Origin of the sequence: Labilibaculum euxinicum, assembly GCF_009795715.1 — a bacterium.
Lineage (GTDB): Bacteria > Bacteroidota > Bacteroidia > Bacteroidales > Marinifilaceae > Labilibaculum > Labilibaculum euxinus.
Window position 1 is genome coordinate 313,143 of record NZ_WTCR01000007.1, and the last position, 23,508, is coordinate 336,650.

Annotated in this window: 23 protein-coding genes; 1 reads left to right on the plus strand and 22 read right to left on the minus strand. The window is 35.5% G+C overall.

Annotated elements, in window-relative coordinates:
- Window positions 1-99 precede the first annotated feature (99 nt).
- The 6 genes from GQR60_RS11560 to corA all read right to left on the minus strand — a co-directional run bounded on the left by GQR60_RS11560 (window position 100) and on the right by corA (window position 8,567).
- The gene (locus GQR60_RS11560) at window positions 100-1,332 is read right to left on the minus strand and encodes a TolC family protein (protein ID WP_124993066.1); all 1,233 of its coding nucleotides are present in this window, start codon (window positions 1,330-1,332) and stop codon (window positions 100-102) included.
- Window positions 1,316-5,143: an efflux RND transporter permease subunit gene (locus tag GQR60_RS11565; protein WP_124993067.1), complete on the minus strand. Its 3,828-nt coding sequence runs from the start codon at window positions 5,141-5,143 to the stop codon at window positions 1,316-1,318. Before GQR60_RS11565 ends, GQR60_RS11560 begins: the two co-directional genes overlap by 17 nt.
- Before the next feature lie 102 nt (window positions 5,144-5,245).
- On the minus strand, window positions 5,246-5,614 hold the full coding sequence (locus GQR60_RS11570) for an HYC_CC_PP family protein (RefSeq protein WP_124993068.1): 369 nt from the start codon (window positions 5,612-5,614) through the stop codon (window positions 5,246-5,248).
- 94 nt (window positions 5,615-5,708) lie between these two features.
- A complete protein-coding gene (locus GQR60_RS11575; RefSeq protein WP_124993069.1) occupies window positions 5,709-6,281 on the minus strand; it encodes a helix-turn-helix domain-containing protein in 573 nt (190 codons plus the stop codon).
- Window positions 6,282-6,467: 186 nt separating this feature from the next.
- Complete coding sequence (locus GQR60_RS11580; RefSeq protein WP_225441401.1) at window positions 6,468-7,367, minus strand: restriction endonuclease; 900 nt, start codon at window positions 7,365-7,367, stop codon at window positions 6,468-6,470.
- Between the two features lie 129 nt (window positions 7,368-7,496).
- Entirely contained in the window at window positions 7,497-8,567 is a 1,071-nt protein-coding gene (gene corA, locus GQR60_RS11585) for a magnesium/cobalt transporter CorA (RefSeq protein WP_124993070.1), read from the minus strand.
- Between the two features lie 72 nt (window positions 8,568-8,639).
- On the opposite strand from corA, the gene GQR60_RS11590 reads away from it, so the two are divergent.
- Complete coding sequence (locus GQR60_RS11590) at window positions 8,640-9,527, plus strand: mechanosensitive ion channel family protein (protein WP_124993071.1); 888 nt, start codon at window positions 8,640-8,642, stop codon at window positions 9,525-9,527.
- Between the two features lie 558 nt (window positions 9,528-10,085).
- Here GQR60_RS11590 and GQR60_RS11595 read toward each other — a convergent pair.
- The 16 genes from GQR60_RS11595 to GQR60_RS11670 form a co-directional block, all read right to left on the minus strand.
- Window positions 10,086-10,505, minus strand: a complete 420-nt coding sequence (locus tag GQR60_RS11595; protein ID WP_124993072.1) for a hypothetical protein — start codon at window positions 10,503-10,505, stop codon at window positions 10,086-10,088.
- A 165-nt stretch (window positions 10,506-10,670) separates the two neighbouring features.
- The gene (locus GQR60_RS11600; RefSeq protein ID WP_124993073.1) at window positions 10,671-11,552 is read right to left on the minus strand and encodes a methyltransferase domain-containing protein; all 882 of its coding nucleotides are present in this window, start codon (window positions 11,550-11,552) and stop codon (window positions 10,671-10,673) included.
- A 25-nt stretch (window positions 11,553-11,577) separates the two neighbouring features.
- Window positions 11,578-11,925: an inorganic diphosphatase gene (locus tag GQR60_RS11605; protein ID WP_156196799.1), complete on the minus strand. Its 348-nt coding sequence runs from the start codon at window positions 11,923-11,925 to the stop codon at window positions 11,578-11,580.
- Window positions 11,926-11,944: 19 nt separating this feature from the next.
- The gene (locus tag GQR60_RS11610) at window positions 11,945-12,544 is read right to left on the minus strand and encodes an HAD family hydrolase (protein ID WP_124993074.1); all 600 of its coding nucleotides are present in this window, start codon (window positions 12,542-12,544) and stop codon (window positions 11,945-11,947) included.
- Window positions 12,545-12,709: 165 nt separating this feature from the next.
- Window positions 12,710-13,519 carry a helix-turn-helix domain-containing protein gene (locus tag GQR60_RS11615; protein WP_124993075.1) on the minus strand — a complete coding sequence of 270 codons (810 nt, stop codon included), beginning with the start codon at window positions 13,517-13,519 and terminating at the stop codon, window positions 12,710-12,712.
- Between the two features lie 125 nt (window positions 13,520-13,644).
- On the minus strand, window positions 13,645-14,190 hold the full coding sequence (locus GQR60_RS11620) for a cysteine hydrolase family protein (RefSeq protein ID WP_124993076.1): 546 nt from the start codon (window positions 14,188-14,190) through the stop codon (window positions 13,645-13,647).
- A gap of 67 nt (window positions 14,191-14,257) precedes the next feature.
- Window positions 14,258-15,064, minus strand: coding sequence for a hypothetical protein (locus tag GQR60_RS11625; protein ID WP_124993077.1), 807 nt, complete (start codon window positions 15,062-15,064; stop codon window positions 14,258-14,260).
- Between the two features lie 169 nt (window positions 15,065-15,233).
- A complete protein-coding gene (locus GQR60_RS11630; protein ID WP_124993078.1) occupies window positions 15,234-15,578 on the minus strand; it encodes a GIY-YIG nuclease family protein in 345 nt (114 codons plus the stop codon).
- A gap of 629 nt (window positions 15,579-16,207) precedes the next feature.
- Window positions 16,208-16,780 (minus strand): hypothetical protein, encoded by a 573-nt coding sequence (locus GQR60_RS11635; RefSeq protein WP_124993079.1) that lies wholly within the window; start codon window positions 16,778-16,780, stop codon window positions 16,208-16,210.
- Between the two features lie 296 nt (window positions 16,781-17,076).
- Window positions 17,077-17,391: an NIPSNAP family protein gene (locus tag GQR60_RS11640; RefSeq protein WP_124993080.1), complete on the minus strand. Its 315-nt coding sequence runs from the start codon at window positions 17,389-17,391 to the stop codon at window positions 17,077-17,079.
- Window positions 17,392-17,582: 191 nt separating this feature from the next.
- Complete coding sequence (locus GQR60_RS11645) at window positions 17,583-17,987, minus strand: cupin domain-containing protein (RefSeq protein ID WP_124993081.1); 405 nt, start codon at window positions 17,985-17,987, stop codon at window positions 17,583-17,585.
- The gene (locus GQR60_RS11650; RefSeq protein WP_124993082.1) at window positions 17,984-18,382 is read right to left on the minus strand and encodes a tautomerase family protein; all 399 of its coding nucleotides are present in this window, start codon (window positions 18,380-18,382) and stop codon (window positions 17,984-17,986) included. The genes GQR60_RS11645 and GQR60_RS11650 overlap by 4 nt, the downstream gene beginning before the upstream one ends.
- 169 nt (window positions 18,383-18,551) lie before the next feature.
- A complete protein-coding gene (gene blaOXA / locus GQR60_RS11655) occupies window positions 18,552-19,343 on the minus strand; it encodes a class D beta-lactamase (RefSeq protein WP_124993083.1) in 792 nt (263 codons plus the stop codon).
- A gap of 179 nt (window positions 19,344-19,522) precedes the next feature.
- A complete protein-coding gene (locus GQR60_RS11660; RefSeq protein ID WP_124993084.1) occupies window positions 19,523-20,107 on the minus strand; it encodes an HXXEE domain-containing protein in 585 nt (194 codons plus the stop codon).
- Window positions 20,108-20,125: 18 nt separating this feature from the next.
- Window positions 20,126-20,869 (minus strand): AraC family transcriptional regulator, encoded by a 744-nt coding sequence (locus tag GQR60_RS11665; protein WP_124993085.1) that lies wholly within the window; start codon window positions 20,867-20,869, stop codon window positions 20,126-20,128.
- 777 nt (window positions 20,870-21,646) lie between these two features.
- Window positions 21,647-23,508: T9SS type A sorting domain-containing protein (locus tag GQR60_RS11670; RefSeq protein ID WP_148096536.1), on the minus strand; the 1,862-nt coding region annotated here is incomplete at its 5' end.

The window sequence follows — 23,508 nt, forward strand, 5'->3', positions numbered from 1 at the left end:
CATGAGTAAATAATCATTTTCGTGTGTGAGTTAATAATTACTTAATCATGGACGTTTCATATGCTTATAATTTGTTTTTTAGCTGCCACATGGAATGGTTTATTTCCCCATTAAGTAGTAGATAAATGCAATTGCTGCTTGTTTATCTGCTCTGGCTTTTTCCAATTCCAGCTTGTATTTCAGAACCTTTCTTTCCATTCTTAAAATCTCCTCAAAATTTTTATTCCCTGTTGCATAATCTGTTTCCAACAGATTTAACGATTTATTGGCCAATTCCAATTGGGAGATATACAAAGCAATTCTTCTGTGTCCGTCTTTGTAATCTTTCCATGAATTTTCGAATATGGACTCCAACATGTTTTGTGTATTGGCTTTGTCCATCTCTTTGGCGGTTTCAAGCAAAACAACTTCATTAATCATTGCTTTGTATTTGTTCCGGTAAAGAGGAATTGTAATCCCCGCTTTAGGGAAAACAAAGGCATCTTTTCCTGCCAGATTATTATCTCCCTTCCCAACAATTGTATACTCAAATCCTAAATTAAAATTGGGTTTGCCTTGTTTGTTTGCCAGTATCTTTCGGTATTTCAACGACTCCTGCTGAAGCGCTATTCCCAGCAGCTTGTGATTGTTGCTTCTCACAGAATCCAACAAAGCCTCTTTTGCAAAACGAATATCGTCTTCCCACAGAACATCCGGAGTATCTACCTCATTGGATGGATCAGTATTCAGCAGTTTGTTGAAAGAAAACTCCAATGCTTCCTGCTTATCGGTTAAAAGAGCCAATTGATTTTGCAAATCACCAATTTCCATTTCTATACGATACCCATCAACAGCTGAAACCAAACCAGCCTCTACCTTTACAGCTGCCAACTTTTTAAATACACTCAGAATTTCAAAGTTCTGATTGGTTATTGCAATGGCCTTCTTATTAAAATAGATGTTGTAATAGTTTGCACTGATATCACTGAATAATTTTGATTTGGCATCCAGAAAAACCTCATACCTGGCCTTGGCATTCTGAACCGCTATATTTTCTTTTGCTTTAAGAGTCCCGAACCAGGGAAACATCTGCGAAAGCGAAAATTTAAATTCCTGAGGCCCCATTCTTGTTTCAACCGGTTCTATAAAATAAGCAAATGCCAACTGGGGATCCGGCAGTGCTTTCACCTGAGGAGCAAGCTCAAGTGCTGCCATATACTCCTTAAAGCGGGCCTGCAGTCCCGGATTATTTTCTGCTCCCATTTTCAGATAAGCTGACAGTTCCTGCTGGCCAAAGGCAACAGAAGATGTCAAAAGAAACAGGACTGTGATAATTCTATTTATTTTTCTCATGATTCTTTTCCTTTCGTTTTTTTAACTCCTTTGTAACTTTAGCTTCCTGCCACATGCTGTACAGAACCGGAACAACAAACATCGTCAGCACCTCAATGGTCATTCCTCCGAACAGTGGAATTGCCATCGGCACCATAATATCGGAACCTTTTCCTGTTGATGTTAAAATTGGAATCAGGGCAATAATGGTTGTTGCTGTTGTCATAACTGCAGGACGAACCCGTTTTGAACCCGCTTCCAAAACCAAAGCACGAACCTCTTTTGCTGTTTTAGGACTCCTTTTTTCCTGCAGCTGTTTGATGTAGGTACTAATCAAAACGCCATCATCAGTGGCGACACCAAACAGAGCAATAAAACCTACCCAGACTGCCACACTCAGATTTATGGTGTGAACCTGAAACAAATCCCTTAAGTGAATGCCGCCTAACTCTCCGTTCAGGAACCAAGGCTGACCATACAACCAAAGCATAATAAATCCGCCTGACAAGGCTACAAGTATCCCAGTAAATATGAACGTTGTTGATACAACAGATTTAAACTGGAAATAAAGAATCAGAAAAATGATCAGTAATGAAATTGGCACAACAATCATCAATCGTTTTGTTGCGCGAATCTGATTCTCATAGTTTCCGGTAAAAACATAGCTGACACCTGCAGGCAGATTTAATTCTCCTTCGGATATCTTTTCTTTTAGGTAATCCTGTGCATTCTCAACCACATCAACCTCTGCGAATCCCTCTTTTTTATCAAAAATTACATATCCTACCAGAAAGGTATTTTCACTTTTAATCAACTGAGGTCCCCGGATGTAATGAATGTTTACCAAATCGCCTAAAGGAATTTGAGCACCATTCGATGCCGGAATCAGTATCTTCTTTATATCTTCAGGATTGTCGCGAAATTCCCGCGCATACCGCAAGCGAACAGGGAATCGTTCTCTTCCCTCCACTGTTGTTGTCAATTGCATTCCTCCAATGGCACTGCTGATTACCGATTGCAGATTTTTAACAGAAATGCCGTATCGAGAAATCGCATCCCGGTCAATTTCGAGCTCCAGATAAGGTTTCCCCACCACCCGATCGGCAAAAACAGACATGGCCTGCACTCCTTTCACTTGTTTCAGATGTTTTTCAATCTCGTATCCAACCTTCTCTATTGACTCCAGATCGGGACCGAAAACCTTGATTCCCATGGGTGCCCTCATTCCGGTTTGCAGCATCACCAAACGTGTTTGAATTGGCTGCAGTTTTGGGGCAGAAGTTAAGCCTGGAATTGATGATTGACTGATGATTTGATCCCAAATATCATCCGGCGATTTTATTTCTTTGCGCCATTGACGGAAATACTCTCCATTGTTGTCTTCTATCAGATTTTCTTTCCCGATTAAACGAAACCCCTCTTCCCTGGGATTGTATGTAGAGCCATCCTTCAACACAAACGCGTCTTTCCTGTTTACTTTAAACCGCATTCTGTGTCCGGATTCATCCAGCATATACTCCGACTTGTAATTGATCAAATTTTCGAACATTGAAGTAGGTGCCGGATCGAGAGCAGAATTTACACGTCCCCATTTTCCAACTACGCTTTCCACCTCAGGAATCGAATTGATCTTTTTATCCAAAACGGCAATCACATCAAGATTTTCCTGTATTCCGGAATGTGGCATTGTTGTTGGCATAAACAAGAATGATCCCTCATCAAGCGAAGGCATAAATTCCTTACCAATTCCCGGAATAGCAGCATCCAGTTTTTTATAAACACCGGTATTTTGAACAAAATCAGGCATAAAACCAAACAGTTTGTCAAATCCCTGCCATATTGAAATTCCAAATACCACAAACAGGATGGGAACCGATAAAAATTTCCATTTGTTGTTTAAACACCATTTCAGAATTTTCGCATAAAAAAACACGACTGATGATAAAGCACCTAAAACGACACTTACAATTGCAATTACGAACAAGAAGTTAGCAAACAGGCTGTTCTCTGCTCCCAAAGGCAACCATGCCTTGGTCAGGAAGAATACAACTACCACAATTGTGATGGCAATATTTATTAAATTCACCCACGACTTTTTGGCCTCTTTCCATTTATCGGCAAACAAACCATTTAAGCCATATGCAACCAAAGCCATTGCGATATATTTCCCTGAAACAACCGACAAAACAATGCCTGCCAAAATTATCAGGCTGTTCCAGATTTTAGAGTATTTGTTTTTGTCGAAACGAATTGAAAATACCAGATGAGCCAATGTTGGAATGATGATTAAACCAATCAGCAAAGCAGCCAACATGGTAAATGTTTTGGTATAGGCCAGTGGCTTAAACAGTTTTCCTTCGGCAGCCTCCATGGCAAACACGGGCAAAAAGCTTATGATGGTAGTTGCCAAAGCTGTTACAACCGCCCCGGCAACCTCGGTTGTGGCAGTATAAACAATTTCCAAAAGTTTTTTCCCTTTGGCTCCCGCATTTTCAACCGCCCCGGCATGCCTGATGATGTTTTCGGTGAATACAATCCCCACATCAACCATAACTCCAATGGCAATTGCAATACCCGACAGAGCAACAATATTCGCATCGACTCCAAACTGACGCATGGCAATAAAGGTGATCAGTACTCCGAGCGGCAGTAAACTTGATATTAAGAAAGAAGCCCTGAGGTTCAGCACCAACACAATAATCACTAAAATACTGATCAAAAGTTCCAGTGAAATCGCTTCCTCTAATGTTCCAAGGGTTTCTTTGATCAATCCTGTCCGATCGTAAAAAGGGACGATTGTTACTTTAGACAGCGTGCCGTCGGCCAATGTTTTAGAAGGCAAACCAGGTTCTATTTCCGCAATTTTATCTTTTAAGTTTTCGATGGTATGCAAAGGGTTAGCACCGTAACGTGCTACCACAACACCGCCAACAGCTTCTGCCCCTCCTTTATCCAAGCCACCACGACGGGTGGCCGGACCAAAATTCACCTTTGCAACATCCCTTATCCGGATGGGAATATTGTTTCGAACAGCAACAACGCTTTTTTCAATGTCTTCCAGACTTTTGATATACCCTAAAGCTCTTATTAAATATTCTACTTTATTGAACTCAATGGTTCGGGCTCCAATATCCAGATTGCTGTTTTTAACGGCAGCCATTATCTGACTAATATTTACTCCATTCGCCTTCATTGCATCCGGATCAATATCAATCTGATACTCTTTCACAAAACCTCCAATGGATGCGACCTCGGCTACTCCTTTGGCCGAAGTTAATGAATAGCGGACGTAAAAATCCTGAATGGTTCTTAATTCGTGAGGGTCCCAACCTCCCGCCGGATTTCCATCTTTATCTCTTCCCTCTAAGGTGTACCAGTAAATCTGGCCAAGAGCTGTTGCATCAGGCCCCAAAGCGGGAGAAACATCCTCGGGAAGAGTTCCGGAAGGAAGAGAGTTTAATTTTTCAAGAATCCGCGTACGGCTCCAATAAAACTCTATATCCTCATCGAAAATAATATAGATACTGGAAACGCCAAAAATGGAATTACTGCGAATGGTTTTTACACCTGGTATCCCCAAAAGGGATGTTGTTAACGGATACGAAATCTGATCTTCAATATCCTGAGGAGACCGACCCGGCCATTCCGTATATACAATTTGTTGGTTTTCTCCGATATCCGGAATTGCATCAACGGGCACAGGATCGTTTGGCAAAATTCCGGTATCCCAGCCAAAAGGAGAATTAATAATTCCCCAGCTAATCATGACAATCAGCACCAAAAAAGTAACCAGTTTATTCTCAAGGAAAAAACGAATAATTTTATTAAGCATAGTTAATAAATTATGATTTATCTTAAACTTTTAAAATTACTGATACGCAGGAAACTGCAAGGCACAGCAATTCCAACGCATCTTATAAAAATAAGATACAAATCATAATCTATAATTCTGGAAACAGGAAAGTACCGTTTGGATTTTGGGGGGAGGAACAATATACTCTACGAAATTCTTCCTGACATTAAGAGGTGTTTCAACCTTAATTAATTCAATTAAAGCCGGCAATACCACTTCCAATTGCTCAAAATCAAAAGTATAAGAAGAAATTGAAAAATCATTTTCAATTTTTACGGTAAAAACTTCATTATGGCAACAGCCTTGTGGAATTTCGCAGCAAGCTTTTGGTGCAGATAAAAAAGACACATCTTTTACATTGCCCCCACAATAATGTACGGAGACAGTTATACCTGTTGTAACAACAAATACAACCAAGGCTAATAGTAAATGACTGAATTTCTTAAGCATTACAAATTATTTATACGACAAATATAACGCCTGTTTACAAAAAAGACGTGTATAATTTGTAAAAAGATGTGCACAATTTAGAAACAAAAGAGATTTATATCTCATTTATAGAATGTCTTCCTGCTTTTTTATTTTTTCCAAATTCGGTAGGTGTTAAGCCGGTAATCGACTTGAATTGTCTGGAAAAATGTTGACTGGAACTGTAATTTAACTGATAAGCGATTTCGCTGATACTCAATTCCTCGTAAAAAAGTAATTCTTTTGCTTTCTCAATTTTTTGAAGAATCAGGTACTTTTCGATTGTTTTACCTTCGAATTCGGAAAAAAGCTTGCTAAGTGAAGCATAACTATGTCCGATAGTCTTCTGCAAATGATCGGTTAAATTTCCTGCCTGAATGGCTTGTTCCTGATAATGAACGATTTTGATAATTTCACTTTTAACCTGCTCAATCAATTGCGCTTTCTTGTCGTTTAAAAGTTCAAAACCTATTTCTTCCAAGTCAACTTTCAGCTTTTGCTTTTCGCTCTCCGTTAATGATCGATCCAAAATCACTGTCCCTAAATCTATTTCAATAAAATTAAGGTTCAACTTCTTAAGAACCATCTCCACAGCAGCTATGCATCTTGGACAGACCATGTTTTTTATATGAATGCGGTTTTGTTCCATTTTACTATTTTAATCCGACAAGCGAAACAAATAAACTACAAGTTATTCCTTTTTGCAAAGTCTTATTTCGCAGCTTGTTTCTAAAAGCAAAATAAGAAAAACCAGTCAGAAGGCATCTAAAACAAGAAAGGAAAATTAAACGTTTCGGATACCCTCTTTTATTTCCGAAGAAATCAATCTGAACCCCTATCCACAAACATGAGTAAGTTCATTTTTCAATGATTTTTGCCTTTTTTCACTTAAGGCAAACGAATCCAATAAATGAAAGTTTTCTTTTAGCTGCAAACAGGTAAGGATGTTTCGATCCATCAAATCCTGCTTTTCCTTTTTTGTAAGATTACTTAGTATCGTTACAGGATAAAGACGAAGCTCTTCAATAATTTCTTTCAGACCTCTGTTCCGGGGATAATCCCATCCTAACAGATGCAAACCACTACAAGTGCCGTACTGCACTGAATCGGGTGAGAAACGGGTATTTGTAACAACCCATCCCGTAAAGGAAAGGTTTTTGTATTCGGGCATATCCTTTCTTTTTTCGATGATGTCGTTCACACGCGAACGCACATACAAAGGCACCTGCACACTAACATGTTTGCCCTGATCTTTATGATATTTGCATTCGACCAAGTGCTGCTCCTTATTTCGGGTGGCAATTACATCCATTTCGTGGGTCACACAAACACCTTCAACCACCACTCCTACTTCAATCTCAAATTCTTGTTTTTTAAACAATTGCCCGATAAATTGCTCAAAAGGGTATCCTGTCGGGCCAAGCTCCATTATTGCTTTCTTTAAGCGGTAACGCATGGCCGAAGTATTTTTTTCGCGGCGCAGAATTGAAAAGGCCCGCGAATAGATTTGTTTGGTAGTAACCCCATTAAAAATCCAATCTTCAATATTCACAAGAATTTTTTCTATTGCTGCTGTACTTGCCCCTGCATTTTGCAGCGAACGCTCTAACTTATCAATTGCAAAAAGCTCCTCATCACCCGAAGCTTTTTTCACAAAAATCGATTTACTATGAAAGGAATTTGTTTCCTTGCTGTCTTTATTTTCGATACTCTCCATCTGTTTTGAATTGGTCATTCTGGTCTTTCAATTTATTTGTTTCACAATGGGAATGGTAAAGCTAAAAAATAATGAATCACATTGTGGTTTTGTGAGGTTTATCTGTTTATCGTATTTGAAGTTTGCGCATTAAATTCCTGCTGCTTATTACAGCCATTTCTTTTTCCGGAAGTACCATATCATTCCGGCGGCAACCAAAATCATGATAACAAGAATGCCGAAGTAGCCATATTTCCACTCCAGTTCGGGCATGTTCTTAAAATTCATACCATAAATACCTGCCAAAAAAGTAAGCGGAATAAAAACAGTTGCTATTAAAGTCAGAAACTTCATGGTGTTATTTAGCTGAGTATTCTGTTCGGACTCATACGTATCGCGAATATTTGAGAGATAATCGCGCAGGTAATCCAACTGATCGATGATAAACAAAATATGATCCTGCGTATCCCGGAAAAACTTCACATTCTCATCTGCGAATAAAACGGATTCGCTTTGAATTAAAAGATCATAAGACTCCTTCAAAGGTAAAATGCTTCCCCGGGCCTTCATGATCTGCTTCTTAAAATCCTGAATTTTCCGCGGAACAAAATCCGAATCTTCCTTTCCAATGCAATCCTCCAATTCAGTCAGCTGATCGTTCCAATTTTCAATGATGTGAAAATAGCTGTCCACAATTGTATCTGCTACAGCAAAAAACAAATAATCCACACCTTTCGACCGTATTCTTCGTGTACTGTTTCCCAAACGGGTAAATAAAGAATCCAATACTGCATAGTTCGAATCCATAAAGGAGATCACATAATTTTCCCCTAAAATAAGATGAACTGGTACAGACTGAAACTTATATTCTCCCACCTTTGGGATCATCAATTTTAAGGAAAGAAAATTGTAGTGATCCAGATCCTCAAATTTAGGTCTCAAATGGGAATTAAGTACATCTTCCAAAGTCAGGTTGTGAATGTCAAGCTGCCTGCCTAAATTCTCATAAGCCGGAATATCAATCCCTGAAAAATGAATCCAGGAAACCAAATCACCCTCTTTAAAGTCATATGTAATCTGGTTCAAATCAGTCGTATACTCGGATAGTTTAATTTCTTCAGAATTGTACTGCCTCACCTGAACCGAAGCATGCTCAAGTTCCCGGGTTCCAATATGCACCAGAGTTCCCGGAGCCATTCCTGTTTTTACCGAAATACGACTTGTTTTTTTCTTTGTCATGACAAAATAGTGTGATTAATTGTATCTTTAAATTAAACAAATCATTTACTGGTTAACAAATATATTACAACAATGATAGAAACATTTGAAGCTTTCTTAAAAAACCTTGGTGTTGGGTATAAATTACTTTTTATTCTTGGTACAATCATCTCTGGTTTTTTAATTTCCAAACTCATTCAATTTTTTATGAGCCGCATGCTGAAAAAAGCCTCGGATCTATTAAAAGTTGATCCAACCAATTACAGTTTTCTGAAAAATGCGGTTAGTTTCCTCATTTTTACAATTGTTGTTATCGTCGTTTTTTATTCGATACCTGAATTGAAAAATGTCGGTATAAGTTTAATGGCCAGTGCCGGTATTTTGGCTGCGATTCTTGGTTTTGCATCTCAACAGGCTTTTTCAAATATCATCAGCGGCATCTTCATAGTTATTTTTAAACCTTTTCATGTTGGCGATTTCATTAAAATAGGCGAATTACACTTGGGTACAGTTGAAGATATTACTTTGCGCCATACCGTGATTAAAAATCCTGAAAACAGGAGAATAATTATTCCCAACTCGGTTATTAGTTCCGAAACCATTTTAAATTCGTCGATTACCGATGCAAAAGTCTGCTCATTCATCGAAATAGGAATCAGTTACTCTTCCAATATCGACAAAGCAATTGAAATCATTCAGAATCAGGCTTTGAACCACCCCAATTTTTATGACAACAGAACAGAGGAAGAAAAAGAGGAAAATATCGATCAGGTAGTAGTTCGGGTTATTAATCTGGGCGATTCGAGTGTTACGCTGAGAGCATATGTTTGGGCCGAAGATTCGGGCAAAGCTTTTGTGACGAAATGCGATTTACTGAAATCTATTAAAGAACAATTTGACAGAGACGGAATTGAGATTCCATTCCCGCATCAAACCGTCTACCTTCGACAGGAGAAACCGTTAACAATCACTCAAATTTAAAATCTGATTTTTTGTGAGGAAAACAACAACTTTTTGCTTGGACGGCTTATTTCCCTGAGAAATACATCAACTTTTTGTCTGGACAACTTATATCCCTGAGAAATACGTCAACTTTTTGTCTGGATGACTTATTTCCCTGAGAAATACGTCAACTTTTTGTCTGGACAGCTTATTTCCCTGAGAAATACGTCAACTTTTTGTCTGGATGACCTTTTTGCCACGCATATAAGCCATTTTTTTGCTTGGACGACCCATCTGAAACTCATACGAGTCAACTTTTTGATTGGACGACTCATCTGAAACTCATACAAGACTTTTTTTTGTCTGGACAACCCATCTGAAACTCATACGAGTCAACTTTTTTTCTGGACGGCTCATCTGAAACTCATACAAGACTTTTTTTTGTCTGGACAACCCATCTGAAACTCATACAAGTCAACTTTTTGATTGGACAAAAAAAAAGGCCGGGCTGGAAGCCTGACCGTTCTCTTTTATTCTGATACTTTTTTGAAACCACTTTTTCGGTTTTGTTCCCCTTTTGCAATTACAAAAATCCATTTAAATTTTTGCAAAATTAAATTTATAGATTGCCTGTTCCTTGTACCCACTTCTGCTAACTGTTAAAACAATGCGTGTTACTCCATCAGTGGAGGTATTTGAATCAACATTAACAGATACGCCTGAACAAGAACTTTTTGCTGAAACAAAAGGCGTTTCTTTTGTCGTTGACAGTACTGAATATTCTATTACACAGTGTTTGGTAGATTCTGTGATTTGGCTTCCTGTAACAGCAATATTCTTGGAATCTTCTAATTTTAACAGCAGATGGTCATCAATGCTGTATTCTATGTCATTTACACTTATGCTTGTGATTCCAAGCACACTGAAATCAGCTTTCGAAATTTCATTCTCATCTTTGTCACACGAGCAAACGGCAATTGTAATAAAAAACAATACCAAATATTTTAAAGTCTTCATTATTGAATGTTTTATGTAAAAAAAATAAAGTCTGCAAATATAAAAAAAAGCAGCAATACATAATTAAGTTTGATGGCTATTTTAGTTTTTCGCGATGAACAGTAAATTGTTATTCTATTCCCGGGTTTTCAATTCCGTGTGCGGTTGATGGTATGGTGCCGCTCTCTATTTTAACCGTGTTATTTTTGTTGTTTTAAAATCATATTCACCAATTTCTCTTTTATCAATCCTGAATTGTCTGGAATCAAGATATTGCTCAATAAACGGCAAGTCGGGCGCATAATAAAAGGCACCTCCAATTTTAAGTGATTTTAATATTTCCATATACTTTTTTGCATACTCAATATAGTTTCCATCTTCTCTTAAATTATGGTGTTTAAAATGATTGGAAAATCCAAGATTACTGATTATTGCTCCCCACTTTTCTATTCCATAATTATATTCCAGCCAATCAAAATTGAAAAGATTATTACTTGTGAAAGAAAACCGGTCGATACCATATGTGTCAATGCCCTTCTCACATAAGTAATTGACTAAATTTCCTTGTTTTCCACAACCTATATCTAAAACCGGCTCTTTTAATTGTGTCGTTTCAATTTGCAGAATCTCAATTTGCAAACCGGGACTGTATTCTGAGCAGACAACAGGTTCAACTTTTGAACCGGCATTCAAATAAATTTTTTCGGCAAATGAATTGCTGTTCTTAATCCAGTCTTTTAGCCTTTTGTAATGATTTTTTGAAATGCTTTCTGCAGAAATTATTCCAGTACGCATATCTGCAAATAAACAGGTATAAATATTTCTCAGCTCATTTTTTGATTTTGTATCAAATGAATAGTATTGGTTTACCCTGCAAAATTCTTCAATGGCTTTATCAGCAGCATAATCGACTAAAAACTTTTCGGAATCACTGTTTAATTCATTGATGTTCGAAATTGCATTAATTGTTTCGTTAATAAAGCGAAACATTTCAGGCTTATCAAGGAAGATATTTTTCCCTTGATTAAATTCTATCTGCTTATCGATACTTTGTATAAATTTATCCATTTAGTGCGTGCCTGTTTTTATTCCGTCAAGAATTGTTATCATGATTTATAAAAATCGCTTTCATGTAGTCTGAATTATTTAGAAAGTAAAGCACAACTTCGATTTCTTTTTCACTACATCCGTAAATAATTTTTATCTCAGAGTCATTTTTAATTCTATCAGCAATGCAAATTATTCCATTTATCTTTTTCTCCTTTTCTTCACCAATAAATATATCAATACCTCCTCCATCCATTGATTTAGTATTTGCAATAAATCCATAATCAACCGGATAAATCATGTTCTCATATTTAGGGTGAGTTGTTCCCTTTTTTCTATCTATTACCAGCTTGTTTGATTTAATAAATTCATCAAGAATATCCCAATAGGTCATATTTATTTCAATTATCTATTTACAATCCCAAACGTTCAAGTTCATCTTTCAAATTTACTCCCTTTAACAGAGGTATTGTATTAAAACCAAGCCTGTTTGCTGCATTAATATTCTCCTGATTGTCATCAATAAATAATGATTCATTCGCTTCTAATCCATATCGGGTAAGTAACAATTGATATATCCGTGCATCAGGTTTTATAATTTTCTCTGTTCCTGAAACTACTATACCTTCTAATTCCTTGAAAAAAGGATATTGATCAAATACTATTGGAAATGTTTCAGCCGACCAATTCGTGAGTCCAAACAAGCGATATTTATCTTTCAAATCCTTTATCAGCGCGGCATTTTCTTCGATTGCTCCCCCAATCATTTTTACCCAATCAGAATAATAATTCCTAATCTCTTTTTCGTATTGAGGGATTTCTTTTACTAATTCTTCAGTTGCTTCATTTAATGAGCGACCTGCATCTTGTTTGATATTCCATTCGGTACTGCAAACGTCCTTTAAAAAGTATTCCATTTCTGCTTCATCCTGAAATACATTCCGATAAAGGTATCTCGGATCCCAATCAATCAGTACACCTCCAAAATCGAATATTATGTTTTTTATTTTCATCTGTTTATAATTTGATTTTAAGTTTTTGTCAGATGGAACTCCCAAATTACACTCATTCTCCTGCGTGTAACACTTTTTGCATGGTCGTTTCATACTGTTGTAAATTGTAATTACAGCGCAAAGCTAAGGGGTAGTAAATTTAAGAAATTGTATATTTTAAACAGGTTAAAATAATTTAAAGTTGTAATTGATGATTTTGCTTTCCTTATCAGCCAATTTTATGAATGCTTGATAAGCTGACGGTGTTTGGTTTACGAACATTTTAAATTCACGAATGAAGTGTGCCTGGTCGAAATATCCTGAATTTGATCCTATTGAGGTTAGATTATCCTGACTGTCGATCAAACTGCAAAGCGATTTGCGAAATTTAATCAGTCTCTCAAATTTCTTAGGAGCGATTCCAACAATTTGGGTGAAACTTCTGTTAAGCGCTGTATAATTTGTTCCTGTTCTTTTGCAATAATCTTCAATAGAACATGTCTCATCATTCCACCTGAATTGTTTGTAAAAATCCATTATTTGAGAGACTGCATCATGTAATTTTTCGCAATGTAAATCACTTAACAGTCCGCAAAGCTTGTCAATTAATACAGTGTCCGAATCGCTGACAGAACAATTAAGGATGTCCTTTATTCCTTTTGTTTCAAGCGGGTAATCAATTGAATTATTAATTAGCTTTTTTCCTTGAATCTGAATAAAAGGATATAAACCAAAGGCAAAAAATCTTACTCCAATTATTTTAGTGCCGGCGGGATAGACTAATACTGTGTTTTTAGTAGAAATGCCTTCTATTTGCGGGACTTCAATTAATATTTCATCTCGTTTGTATGCAGAATGATTCAGTGGGAAAATTAAGTTAACGTACTGATTTGGTGGGATCATTAATTCTACTTCTGCTTCCTTATTCTCTGCCACCCAAATTCTTTCAATCAAATCTGGAAATAGTTCAGCTTTGTATGTTTTTATAGTAAGCAATTCGTTTTTTTTAATTACAAACAAGCTGTTGCACGGTCGTGCTTTGCTAAAAGAAATTTCAATTCATCACCCGCCGTAGATGGAGTAAACTCATTTGTATGTCTACGATAAACACAGTCACCCAATTATTGATTTAAATACTCCTCTGTGGTTTGCACTGTTGAATAAAAATAATTTAATGCTGATAAAAAACTATTCTGAACTTCATTGGCTTCAACAACTTTTCCATTGTATTCTAAATCTTTTGTTGCACAAGCATCACCAATAACAGAAATAGTAAATCCAAAATCTTTTGCAGCTCTTGTTGTTGCATCAACGCACATATGCGTCATCATTCCGCATATGACCAAATCAGTTATTTGTGTTTCTTCAAGATATTGCATCAGGTCTGTTTCTCTGAAACTATTTGGATAATGTTTAACGACTATCTTCTCACTTTTTAAAGGACTGATGGTGTTATGAATTTCTGCTCCTTTTGTATTTGGTAAAAAGAATGATGCATCAGGTCGTGTTGCAATGTGCTGAATAAAGATTACGGGTAATGCCTCTGCTCTAAATTTGTCTAAAAGAAGTTTTGCTTTCCGGCAGGCTTTATCCGAATGAACAAGAGTCATTGTTCCATTTTCAAAATAATCATTCTGAATATCTATTATAACCAGTGCTTTTTTCATTTTTATCCATTTTTAATTTAGATAGTAATCGCTTGTGCAACGGTTAGCGTTTTCAGCCATTGTTGTTTTATTCAAAATCAATGTTCCAATTATTTCTCAACGACTGCAATTTAGGAACAATACAAGACTTCTTATCATTTTCAACGGACACAAAAACCGGAACAAAATCGTCGTTCTTTTTATCACTCATAATCGAATAGTCAGTTGTAAATGATTCTCCAATTATTTTATTTCCACTTCTTGTTTCATATTCATAATGCACAATAATTCCTTGTCCAAAATTAAAAACAGGAAGTCCGGATTTTAGCATCATCGAAACTATCTTTCCTTTTGATACTTTTCCGAATTTGTAAAGTTTAAGTTCCTTTTTCAAGTATAAGATTGAATAGATTAAAAAAGGCAATCCAATAATCAGAAACGGGATTGGTATGATTAAAAAGAACCAAATTGAAAATCCATATGGTTTTAGGTCTTTTAGTATTGAATTTCCATTGAGTTCTTTGATTTCAATATCATCTCCGATTTCTAAATTTTCTATTTTTCTTTCTTCCAGAACTTTATATTTAGATTCAATTTCATTTCCATTCTCTGAATATTTGTATGAAATTATTGTCGGGTGAACTCCGTTAATCGTCACATTGTATTGAGTTTCAATGTCCGTTATTTCAGCAGTAGTTTCTTTTCCCTGTAAATTTATCGATTCATAATCAATTTCGGGCGTGTCGTTTCCAAATGACGAAAACACTATCGATAAAACAATAACAAGAAATAATGGAATTAGAGTAAAAAGAAAACCAAAAAGCAATGGAATCGGTTTCTTTTTCAAAATATTAAGTATGGTTGAGAATTTAATTTTTCTAGGCATATTGTTCATTCGTTCGTTTTTTTTAATAATGGTTAACGGTTACATGTATGAAACGTTTGGCATTTCGAAGCGACTCCCTATCTAACTGTTGCTAGTTTTATTAAATGTACCACCCTTAAAATTAGCACTTTCTGCCAAATATTTTATATGCCGTGTTAGCGGTTCTTTGTTTATTGAATCAGTAAAGTTTAATTCCTTTTTTTAATAAGTCAATCTGGTGTAATTTAAGAAGTTCTTTCAAATCTGTTTGTTTTTCTAATTCAGTTGCTGTTTCTTCTATTTTTAATTCTTCATAAATACTAAATTCAAAATTGTCTGAACCAAGTGTATTCCAATCATTTTGTAATTCTATGTTTTTATGACTCCCCAATTTTAATTGAAATTGATCGGAATTAAATGCCCTATCTAAATCTGTACTTGTTTTTAAAAATAGTTTATTCTTCTTTAAGTTTTTAATCTGAAAGATTCCTGCCCTGAACTTCATCTGCTTGTAGGCATTTTTATTTTCTTTTTTTTTGTTCATACCTTTTCTTTTTTATGTCATTTATATCGATTTATCTACGGTATTCACAATGACCGCTAACGTATTGTGCTATGAATAGTTGCAGATTGCAAACCAGTCCAGCTGCACCAAACTTAATGTGGGCTACAACCCTTTAATAACAGACGAAACGGCTGTTATTTATGAGCACGTGTTAGCACCTGTTTTTAATTAATCGTGAATATATGTCTTTGTATCAATATTGTCCTAATTGATTTTAACAATTGGGCTTTCCGCCCAAACCCGACATCATTTCTTGTCTTGAAACAAGAAACGAAGCAAAGAAATTCAAGGCTGCTTTTTAAAAAACTTCCTTATTTAATTCAAACCTAAGTGCGTACGGGCGATCTTCGAACAAGTTCTCAGCTTCCCGGTCTTACTAAAGGTTTGAACTAAAACGAAAGCTCTTTAAAAAAGATGCCAATCAAATACCTAACTTAAATTGTACCCCTTAAGATTATCACGAGCTGTAAGTTTTTATAAAAGAAGTAATTAATACTTATTCTCAAAAAACGTTTAGGACGTAATTGGCTTTGTATTTATAAACTGTCCAAAAGTAAAAAACGCTTCATCTAAATCAGAGTTCTCTATTTTTAATATAGGCAGATTCATTATTCTTCTTTCTTAGTCAAGAATAGATTTTTTAAGAAATCAACTTTTTTATTTTCAGTCCATTTATCTGTGTCTGAAATCGAAAAGTTACTTGTATTTCCATTTTTCTCGCCGACAAGAAAATATGTATCAAAATCCCCTTTTTCAATTTGTCCGTAAATCCGGTAAATCATAAAGTTGTTTGTACTATCTTTTTCCAGAGGTTGTCTTATCAATCCATGTGAATCAACGAAGTATTTTGAATCCCATTCGTAATAGGCTTTCACGAAATCATATCCTGACTCTGAGCCGTCCCTATTAAATTCATACTTATCGAATCGCCCAAATGCAATTGCAATAATTACAGAATCTTGATTTCTAAAGAACTGTTGCCTGCTAATTGTATTGTAATTTGTCTTTTCCCATTTTCCTGGAAGTGTTACTGAACCATACGGTACAACAAAATAATCAGTCTCATTTTTTGTTTCGTTATATTCTCCGCCAACAAGTGTACTGGTTTTTTGTGTAGCACAATTAGTTAGAAGAATTGTCATTGCCAATAAAAGAAATGTCTTAATAAGGTTTGTTTTCATTGTTATCAATCCGTTTATATTTTTTCTAGTTTGAGCGGGCTGCAAATCTGAATATTTGGACTTCCCCTGCCATTACTTATACAAAATGTTGTACTTAAGTGCTTTTACTTAATTTATTTTTTCAGATCCCATTTTTTCCTTTTCTCTTATTCCTCTGTGTTGAAATGTTATATATAAAACCACATAGTCACTTAAATCTGATATTTTTATCATATCAGATTTCCATTCAATATGTATCTCCATATGGAAACTCCTTAACTTTCTGCAAATGTCCTTTCCAATATTTTATTGATAAATCACTTGATTGGTGAAAAACTTGTTGCATTCATAATTCTTGACTCTTGCTTTTCCAGCATTTGTAAAGCTGTTGGAATAAAATTTTCTAACCATTCATAATCATCATACAGAGCTTTTCGTTTTTCTATTCTTTCATTAAAATTTTCATATTCCCATATGTGGATAACTTGATTCAACACACCTGTTTCTGTATACCAGTAACCAATCAATTTTGAATATTTAGAGATAATGGGAAGCCCTATTTTCTCAAAATGTTTTATGTATTGGTTCATTTTCCCAACTTTAACAGTGTAAATTCTCATTTCATATATCATATTCTGTTGCTTTTATATCATTCAAAACAAATTAATATATTATGCTGTTGCTTCTTTTTAGCATGAAGCACAACGATTCGTATAAGAATAGTAGCCGACAGCGTGGCACTTTCCTGTCAAGTTACAAGTAAGATGAAGCGGACTACAACCCTTTAATTTAGTACTATTTCGCCTATTTTGTATATACATTGTCAGCGGTTCGGGCTTTTCTGTGTTTCGATAAAATATCTGTCGTCTTGGCTGTGGATCAAAGGGGCAGTCGCAATTATTCTTAGTGTTTCTTCTGAAATATTCTTAAATCCGTGAATTTCTCCAGGATAAATTGTGAAACAGTCTCCGGTATTTACCTCTTTTTCTGGGTTCCAAAGTATATTATCATTTTCTATTGTTCCTGTATATACAATACCATGTCCGTTAAGTATGAAATATGTTTCTATGTCTTTTTTGTGGTAATGTGCTGGAATAAATTGTCCCTTTGTTAATTCAATAGCAAATACAGACATCTTTTCATCTCCGGTTAGGAAAGCAACTTTTACACCTACTTTTTCGTCTGTATTAATGCTATTTAAACAGTTGTTTATGTTTGAGACTTTCATTTATCTAAATGTTTTGGTTCTTGTATTTCACCGTTTCCAAACGACCAATTTTGTCTGCCGTCATTTTCAAGTAAAACGATGAAGATATTGTTTTTGGTAACAGTCGTAGAGTTCGCTATTCGATTGGCTATTTCTTTATATAATCCTTTCTTTTGCTCCAATGTACGACCTTGTCCTGCAATAATTTGAATATACACAATGTCGGAAGTATGGGGAATATTCAAATAAGTTTCTGGAAATTTAATTTGTTGTGGTTCTAATTCTTCGATAATATGAAAATAGTCGTCTTGTGGGATGTTAAATTCCTGAACAAGAGAGTTGTGTACAGAGTTTGAAATTCCATCTTTCGTCTCTTGTGAAAATACTTTTGGTAAACTTATTCGTACAAATGGCATAATATGTTTTTTTTTGTTGTGAATTGTGTCTTTGCCTGACCGCTAACGTTGAGTGTATGGTGTCGTGCGGGATTCAAACTTATCAAGTTACACCTACTTTTTTACGAGTTAAGAACGCTCGAAAACCTCTGAAACCCTTATGAATTATACACATTGTTGTAGCCAATGATTAATTAATTATCCCTTCTTCTTTAAGAATTTCATAAGTTATTTGTTTTCTCCATTTGGAATCTTCTTTGGTTTTTATATCCAAATTCAAAGCAAATATCCATGTATTATCTTTTGTTTCTACATATCCGACAAACCAACCAATTTGATTCTCTATTCTCAATGCCCATCCTGTTTTTGAATGCAATACATAGTTTTCTGTTGAATCCGTAACCATAATTTCTTTAACAAGTTCCTGATTTTTCAAACTAAAAGGCAATTCATTTTTTATTAATCGTTCAATAAATTCGACCTGTTCTTTTGCAGAAATCCGCAAATCTCCTTCAAGCCAAAAGTTATCAATTTGACCGCCCATTTTTGTGTTCCCATATCCAACAGAATCAATCCATTTTTGCATGTTGATAATTCCAACTCTACGTGCAAGTTCTTGATAAAACCAAACACAAGATAGAGGCATTGCTGTTCTCATTGTTTGGTTTTTATTCCATTTATCCCAACCGTAATCAACTCCGTTCCATTTAATCGTATCGTCTACGCTATTAATAGCATTTGTTTCTAACGAAATTAATGAATTCAATATTTTAAATGTTGATGCTGGCATATATGCACTGTCACATCTAGCTGTATTATAAACCTTGCTTTTACCAGATGAAATATCAAAAAGTATAAAAGTTCCATTAATATTTTTTGTATTAAATACCGAACTCCATTTCTCCGTTAAGTTTTCATTCTGAGCATTAATTGTCGATATATAAATTAAAATGATCAACGTTAATAATAATGTTTTTTTCATATGATTATAATTTGTTTTTTAATTGCCATATGGAACTTACCATGCTGAGATAATCATCTCCCTGTGTGTCAAAATCGCTTTGGCATGGACGTTTCATATGATTCCTCTTATTTTGTGTGGTTCGTTTCATTGGCTACAAGGGTAAATTGTATGAGTAGTGATTATTCTAAAATAAACTTTCAAAAAGACATAAATCGTTCTAATTTATCCGATACTTTTAATATCCCTTTTAGCATCATTGGTAGTTTGTTATTTCTTGCACTAATGGCACTTTCAATTAGAACAGGAAAAATAAGTAATAATAAAGGAATCATTGCCCAGATTGGAATAATTTGATGATGTAATATGACAACAATAACAAATATTGCTGCAAACAAGCCAAAGAAACCACCAAACACAAGCCCAGGGTTATATTTTTTTGTTTTCATTGTCAAAATAATGTGCTGTAATGAATTTAGAATTGTAAAATCTATTAATAGCATCATTATTACTACACTCAATACCTGATTTGGAATAAAATAACAAACTGCAGTCCACGCAAACCCAATAAAACTCAGAAAGAATAACCAAAGTCTGGTACCTAATACACTTTCTTTAATTACACCTGTTTGATAATTTTTTTGATGATAATGATAAATATTCCACTCTTCCATCTCGTGGATAAATAACACAACGGGTATTACAAAAAATAAATCCTTCAAATTCTCGATATTAAAAAACATTACAAACATCTTTTTAGTTAAACTTGACTTTTCTGTTTGCAAAGGTAATGTCGTTTTGAATTATGAATCTTGAATGAAATAACTGTTTTTTAATAACACCTTCATTGTCATTCCCGAAATTTGCCTGACAACCCGACTTAAATGGGAATAGTCAGCAAACCCAGCTAAATATGCAGCTTCACTCAAACTCTTATGTTGCATAATTTGATAAATAGCTTTTTTTATTCTTAACCACAATATATACCGTTGTAAAGAAAGTCCTGTTTGCTGTTTAAACAAAAAACGAATCCGACTTTTTGATAGAGGTACTGTTTCTACTAAAGAATCAAAATCGGTATCATATGTATTTAAAAGGTTCATTTTTTTAACCAATTGAAAAATACGATTGTCCATTGTTCTTTGAACTGGAGTAATCTTTAATAGTTTTAATATTTTCAACTCCAAATCATTAATCTCCTGATTACTATTTAATTCATCTTGCAAACAGCTTAGTTCTTCTTTTGAAACTGAAAGTGGTTGAAATGGAGCAGGATAATAATTAACCAACGTATTACCCAAATTGGTTGTTGGGTCAACTAAGATACATAACAAAACACTATCATTTGAAATGTGTTTATGTGGTACATTTGAATGAATTATAAAACTACTATGCCTATATTCTTTGTCATTTATATATAGCTGAAAACTACCACTTATAACAATTCCTATTTGTATAGCATAGTGTTTATGCTGTTTCGTTTCGGAGACTTTCCCTGCATAAATAATCATTCCGCTTTCTATAAATATCTTTGAGTTATGTTTCATTGGCAATCAGTCTTTACATTACGCACAACGTTGAGTGCATGATTTCGTAAGGAATTGCGGGTTACAACGGATTCATTTACTACTGTCATGTCTATTTTGTATATACACAGTTGGGTCACGTTTTACTCAGTCTTTATGTCATAGATTAAGTCAAATCTTTGAACATACAAATTCCGAATTTTTATAATGTTATTGTCTAAATAAAAGTTTGGAAAATTCTTTAGTAAATCTTCCAAATCAGGAATTCCATATCCAATAGTTGTATTATTATTTTCTTTTTCAAAATTTATGTTTTCTTTCTCACAAGATGTATTGAAAATTATAATTGATAATATTATCAAACACTTACTTAACCAAAAGCACCTTAAGTTCATAAACTTGTCATTTATTTTCATAAATTTTCGTTTATAAATAATTTTGTAAAATCAAGTATTTATATTTTTTAGTTTTTTTCATCTAAATGTGCCCCAATTTCCAAATAAACACAATAGTGTTTATATTTTAATAAAAAAATGTGTTTCTCGATCCATATAGAGCAGCAATGAACACTTATTATATTCAATATTCGAATCTACGAAACTAACATCGCTTAACAAAAAAACAATAAAGAAATAGAAGACCAATAGGAATAAAAAAAAACAGACCAAGCCGTCAGCTTGGTCTGCAGGAAATAAAAAAGGTGTCCTAAATGTAAAATCTGTTATTTAAAGATCGAGATTCTTCGACAAGCTCAGAATGACAATAAAGTTGAACTTTTAGGACACCCTACTTAGATTATTAACGAACGACCATGAGTCGTTTTGTTACAATAAATTCATCCGTTTGAATGGATATAAAATAATTTCCGGAAACCAGATCCTGAATATTAATTCTGTGTTTCTCGTGAGGCTGTATGGTTTTCACTACCTGCCCACGACTATTCAAGATTAAGATTTTAATCACATCAGCATCGGGTAAATCGATACTCACAAAATCGCGTGATGGATTTGGATAAATCTTAACGATTTTCTCAAAAATCTCTTTCAATCCTGTTGGCTGACTTACAGTAAAAAACTGAAATTCTTCGGCGGACTCAATATTAGCGTTTCCATCCTGATGAGCCCGAACTTTAAATTCGCCTGGCAATGTTGGTGTTAGTATGGATCCATTAAGTTCACCATTACCTTGCAACAGCTCGAAAGCAACCGTTAATCCTTCCGAAGAAACGGCACTCAGTTGAATTGGCTCTCCAACAACTACAAGGCCTTCAATAGGCTCGAAGGTTATTGTCTGACTTGCTTTTTCAACAGTAAACGTTCTGCTTACCGATTCTGCTGCTTCGTAGTTCTCATTACCTGCCTGCACCGCTTTTACAACAACTGTTCCGGCTCCGGTAAGTGTCAGTTCTTTTCCGGATAAGGTTGCCGGGCCTGAAACCAGTTCGAAATTGACTTCCAATCCCGATGAAGCACTTGCTACCAATTCGAAAGCAGGATCACCAAAGGTTTTATCTGCAAGAGCAACAAAAGTAATGGTTTGATTTTCTTTACTTCCAGCAACTGTAAACGTTCTGCTTACCGATTCTGCCACTTCGTAGTTCTCATTACCTGCCTGCACTGCTTTTACAACAACTGTTCCAGCTCCCGTAAGTGTCAGTTCTTTTCCAGATAAGGTTGCAGGGCCTGAAATCAGTTCAAAACTGACTTCCAATCCCGATGATGCACTTGCTACCAATTCGAAAGCTGGATCACCGTAGGTTTTGTCTGTCAATTCGGCGAAAGCGATATCCTGAGAAGCCTTATTTACGGTAAACGTTCTGCTTACCGATTCTGCTGCCTCGTAGTTCTCATTACCTGCCTGCACCGCTTTTACAACAACTGTTCCGGCTCCGGTAAGTGTCAGTTCTTTTCCGGATAAGGTTGCCGGCCCTGATACCAGTTCGAAGCTTACTTCCAATCCTGATGATGCACTTGCCTGCAATTCAAAAGCAGCATCACCGTAGGTTTTATCTGTCAATTCCGCGAAAGCGATATCCTGAGAAGCCTTATTTACGGTAAACGTTCTGCTTACTGCTTCTGCTGCTTCGTAGTTCTCATTACCTGCCTGCACCGCTTTTACAACAACTGTTCCGGCTCCGGTAAGTGTCAGTTCTTTTCCGGATAAAGTTGCCGGGCCTGAAACCAGTTCAAAACTGACTTCCAATCCCGATGATGCACTTGCTACTAATTCGAAAGCAGGATCGCCAAAGGTTTTATCTGCAAGAGCAACGAAAGTAATGGTTTGATTTTCTTTACTCCCAGCAACTGTAAACGTTCTGCTTACTGCTTCTGCTGCTTCGTAGTTCTCATTACCTGCCTGAACCGCTTTTACTACAACTGTTCCGGTTGCGGTAAGTGTCAGTTCTTTTCCGGATAGGGTTGCCGGGCCTGAAACCAGTTCAAAACTGACTTCCAATCCCGATGATGCACTTGCTACCAATTCGAAAGCAGGATCGCCAAAGGTTTTATCTGTCAATTCCGAGAAAGCGATATCCTGAGAAGCCTTATTTACGGTAAACGTTCTGCTTACTGCTTCTGCTGCTTCGTAGTTCTCATTACCTGCCTGCACCGCTTTTACAACAACTGTTCCGGCTCCGGTAAGTGTCAGTTCTTTTCCGGATA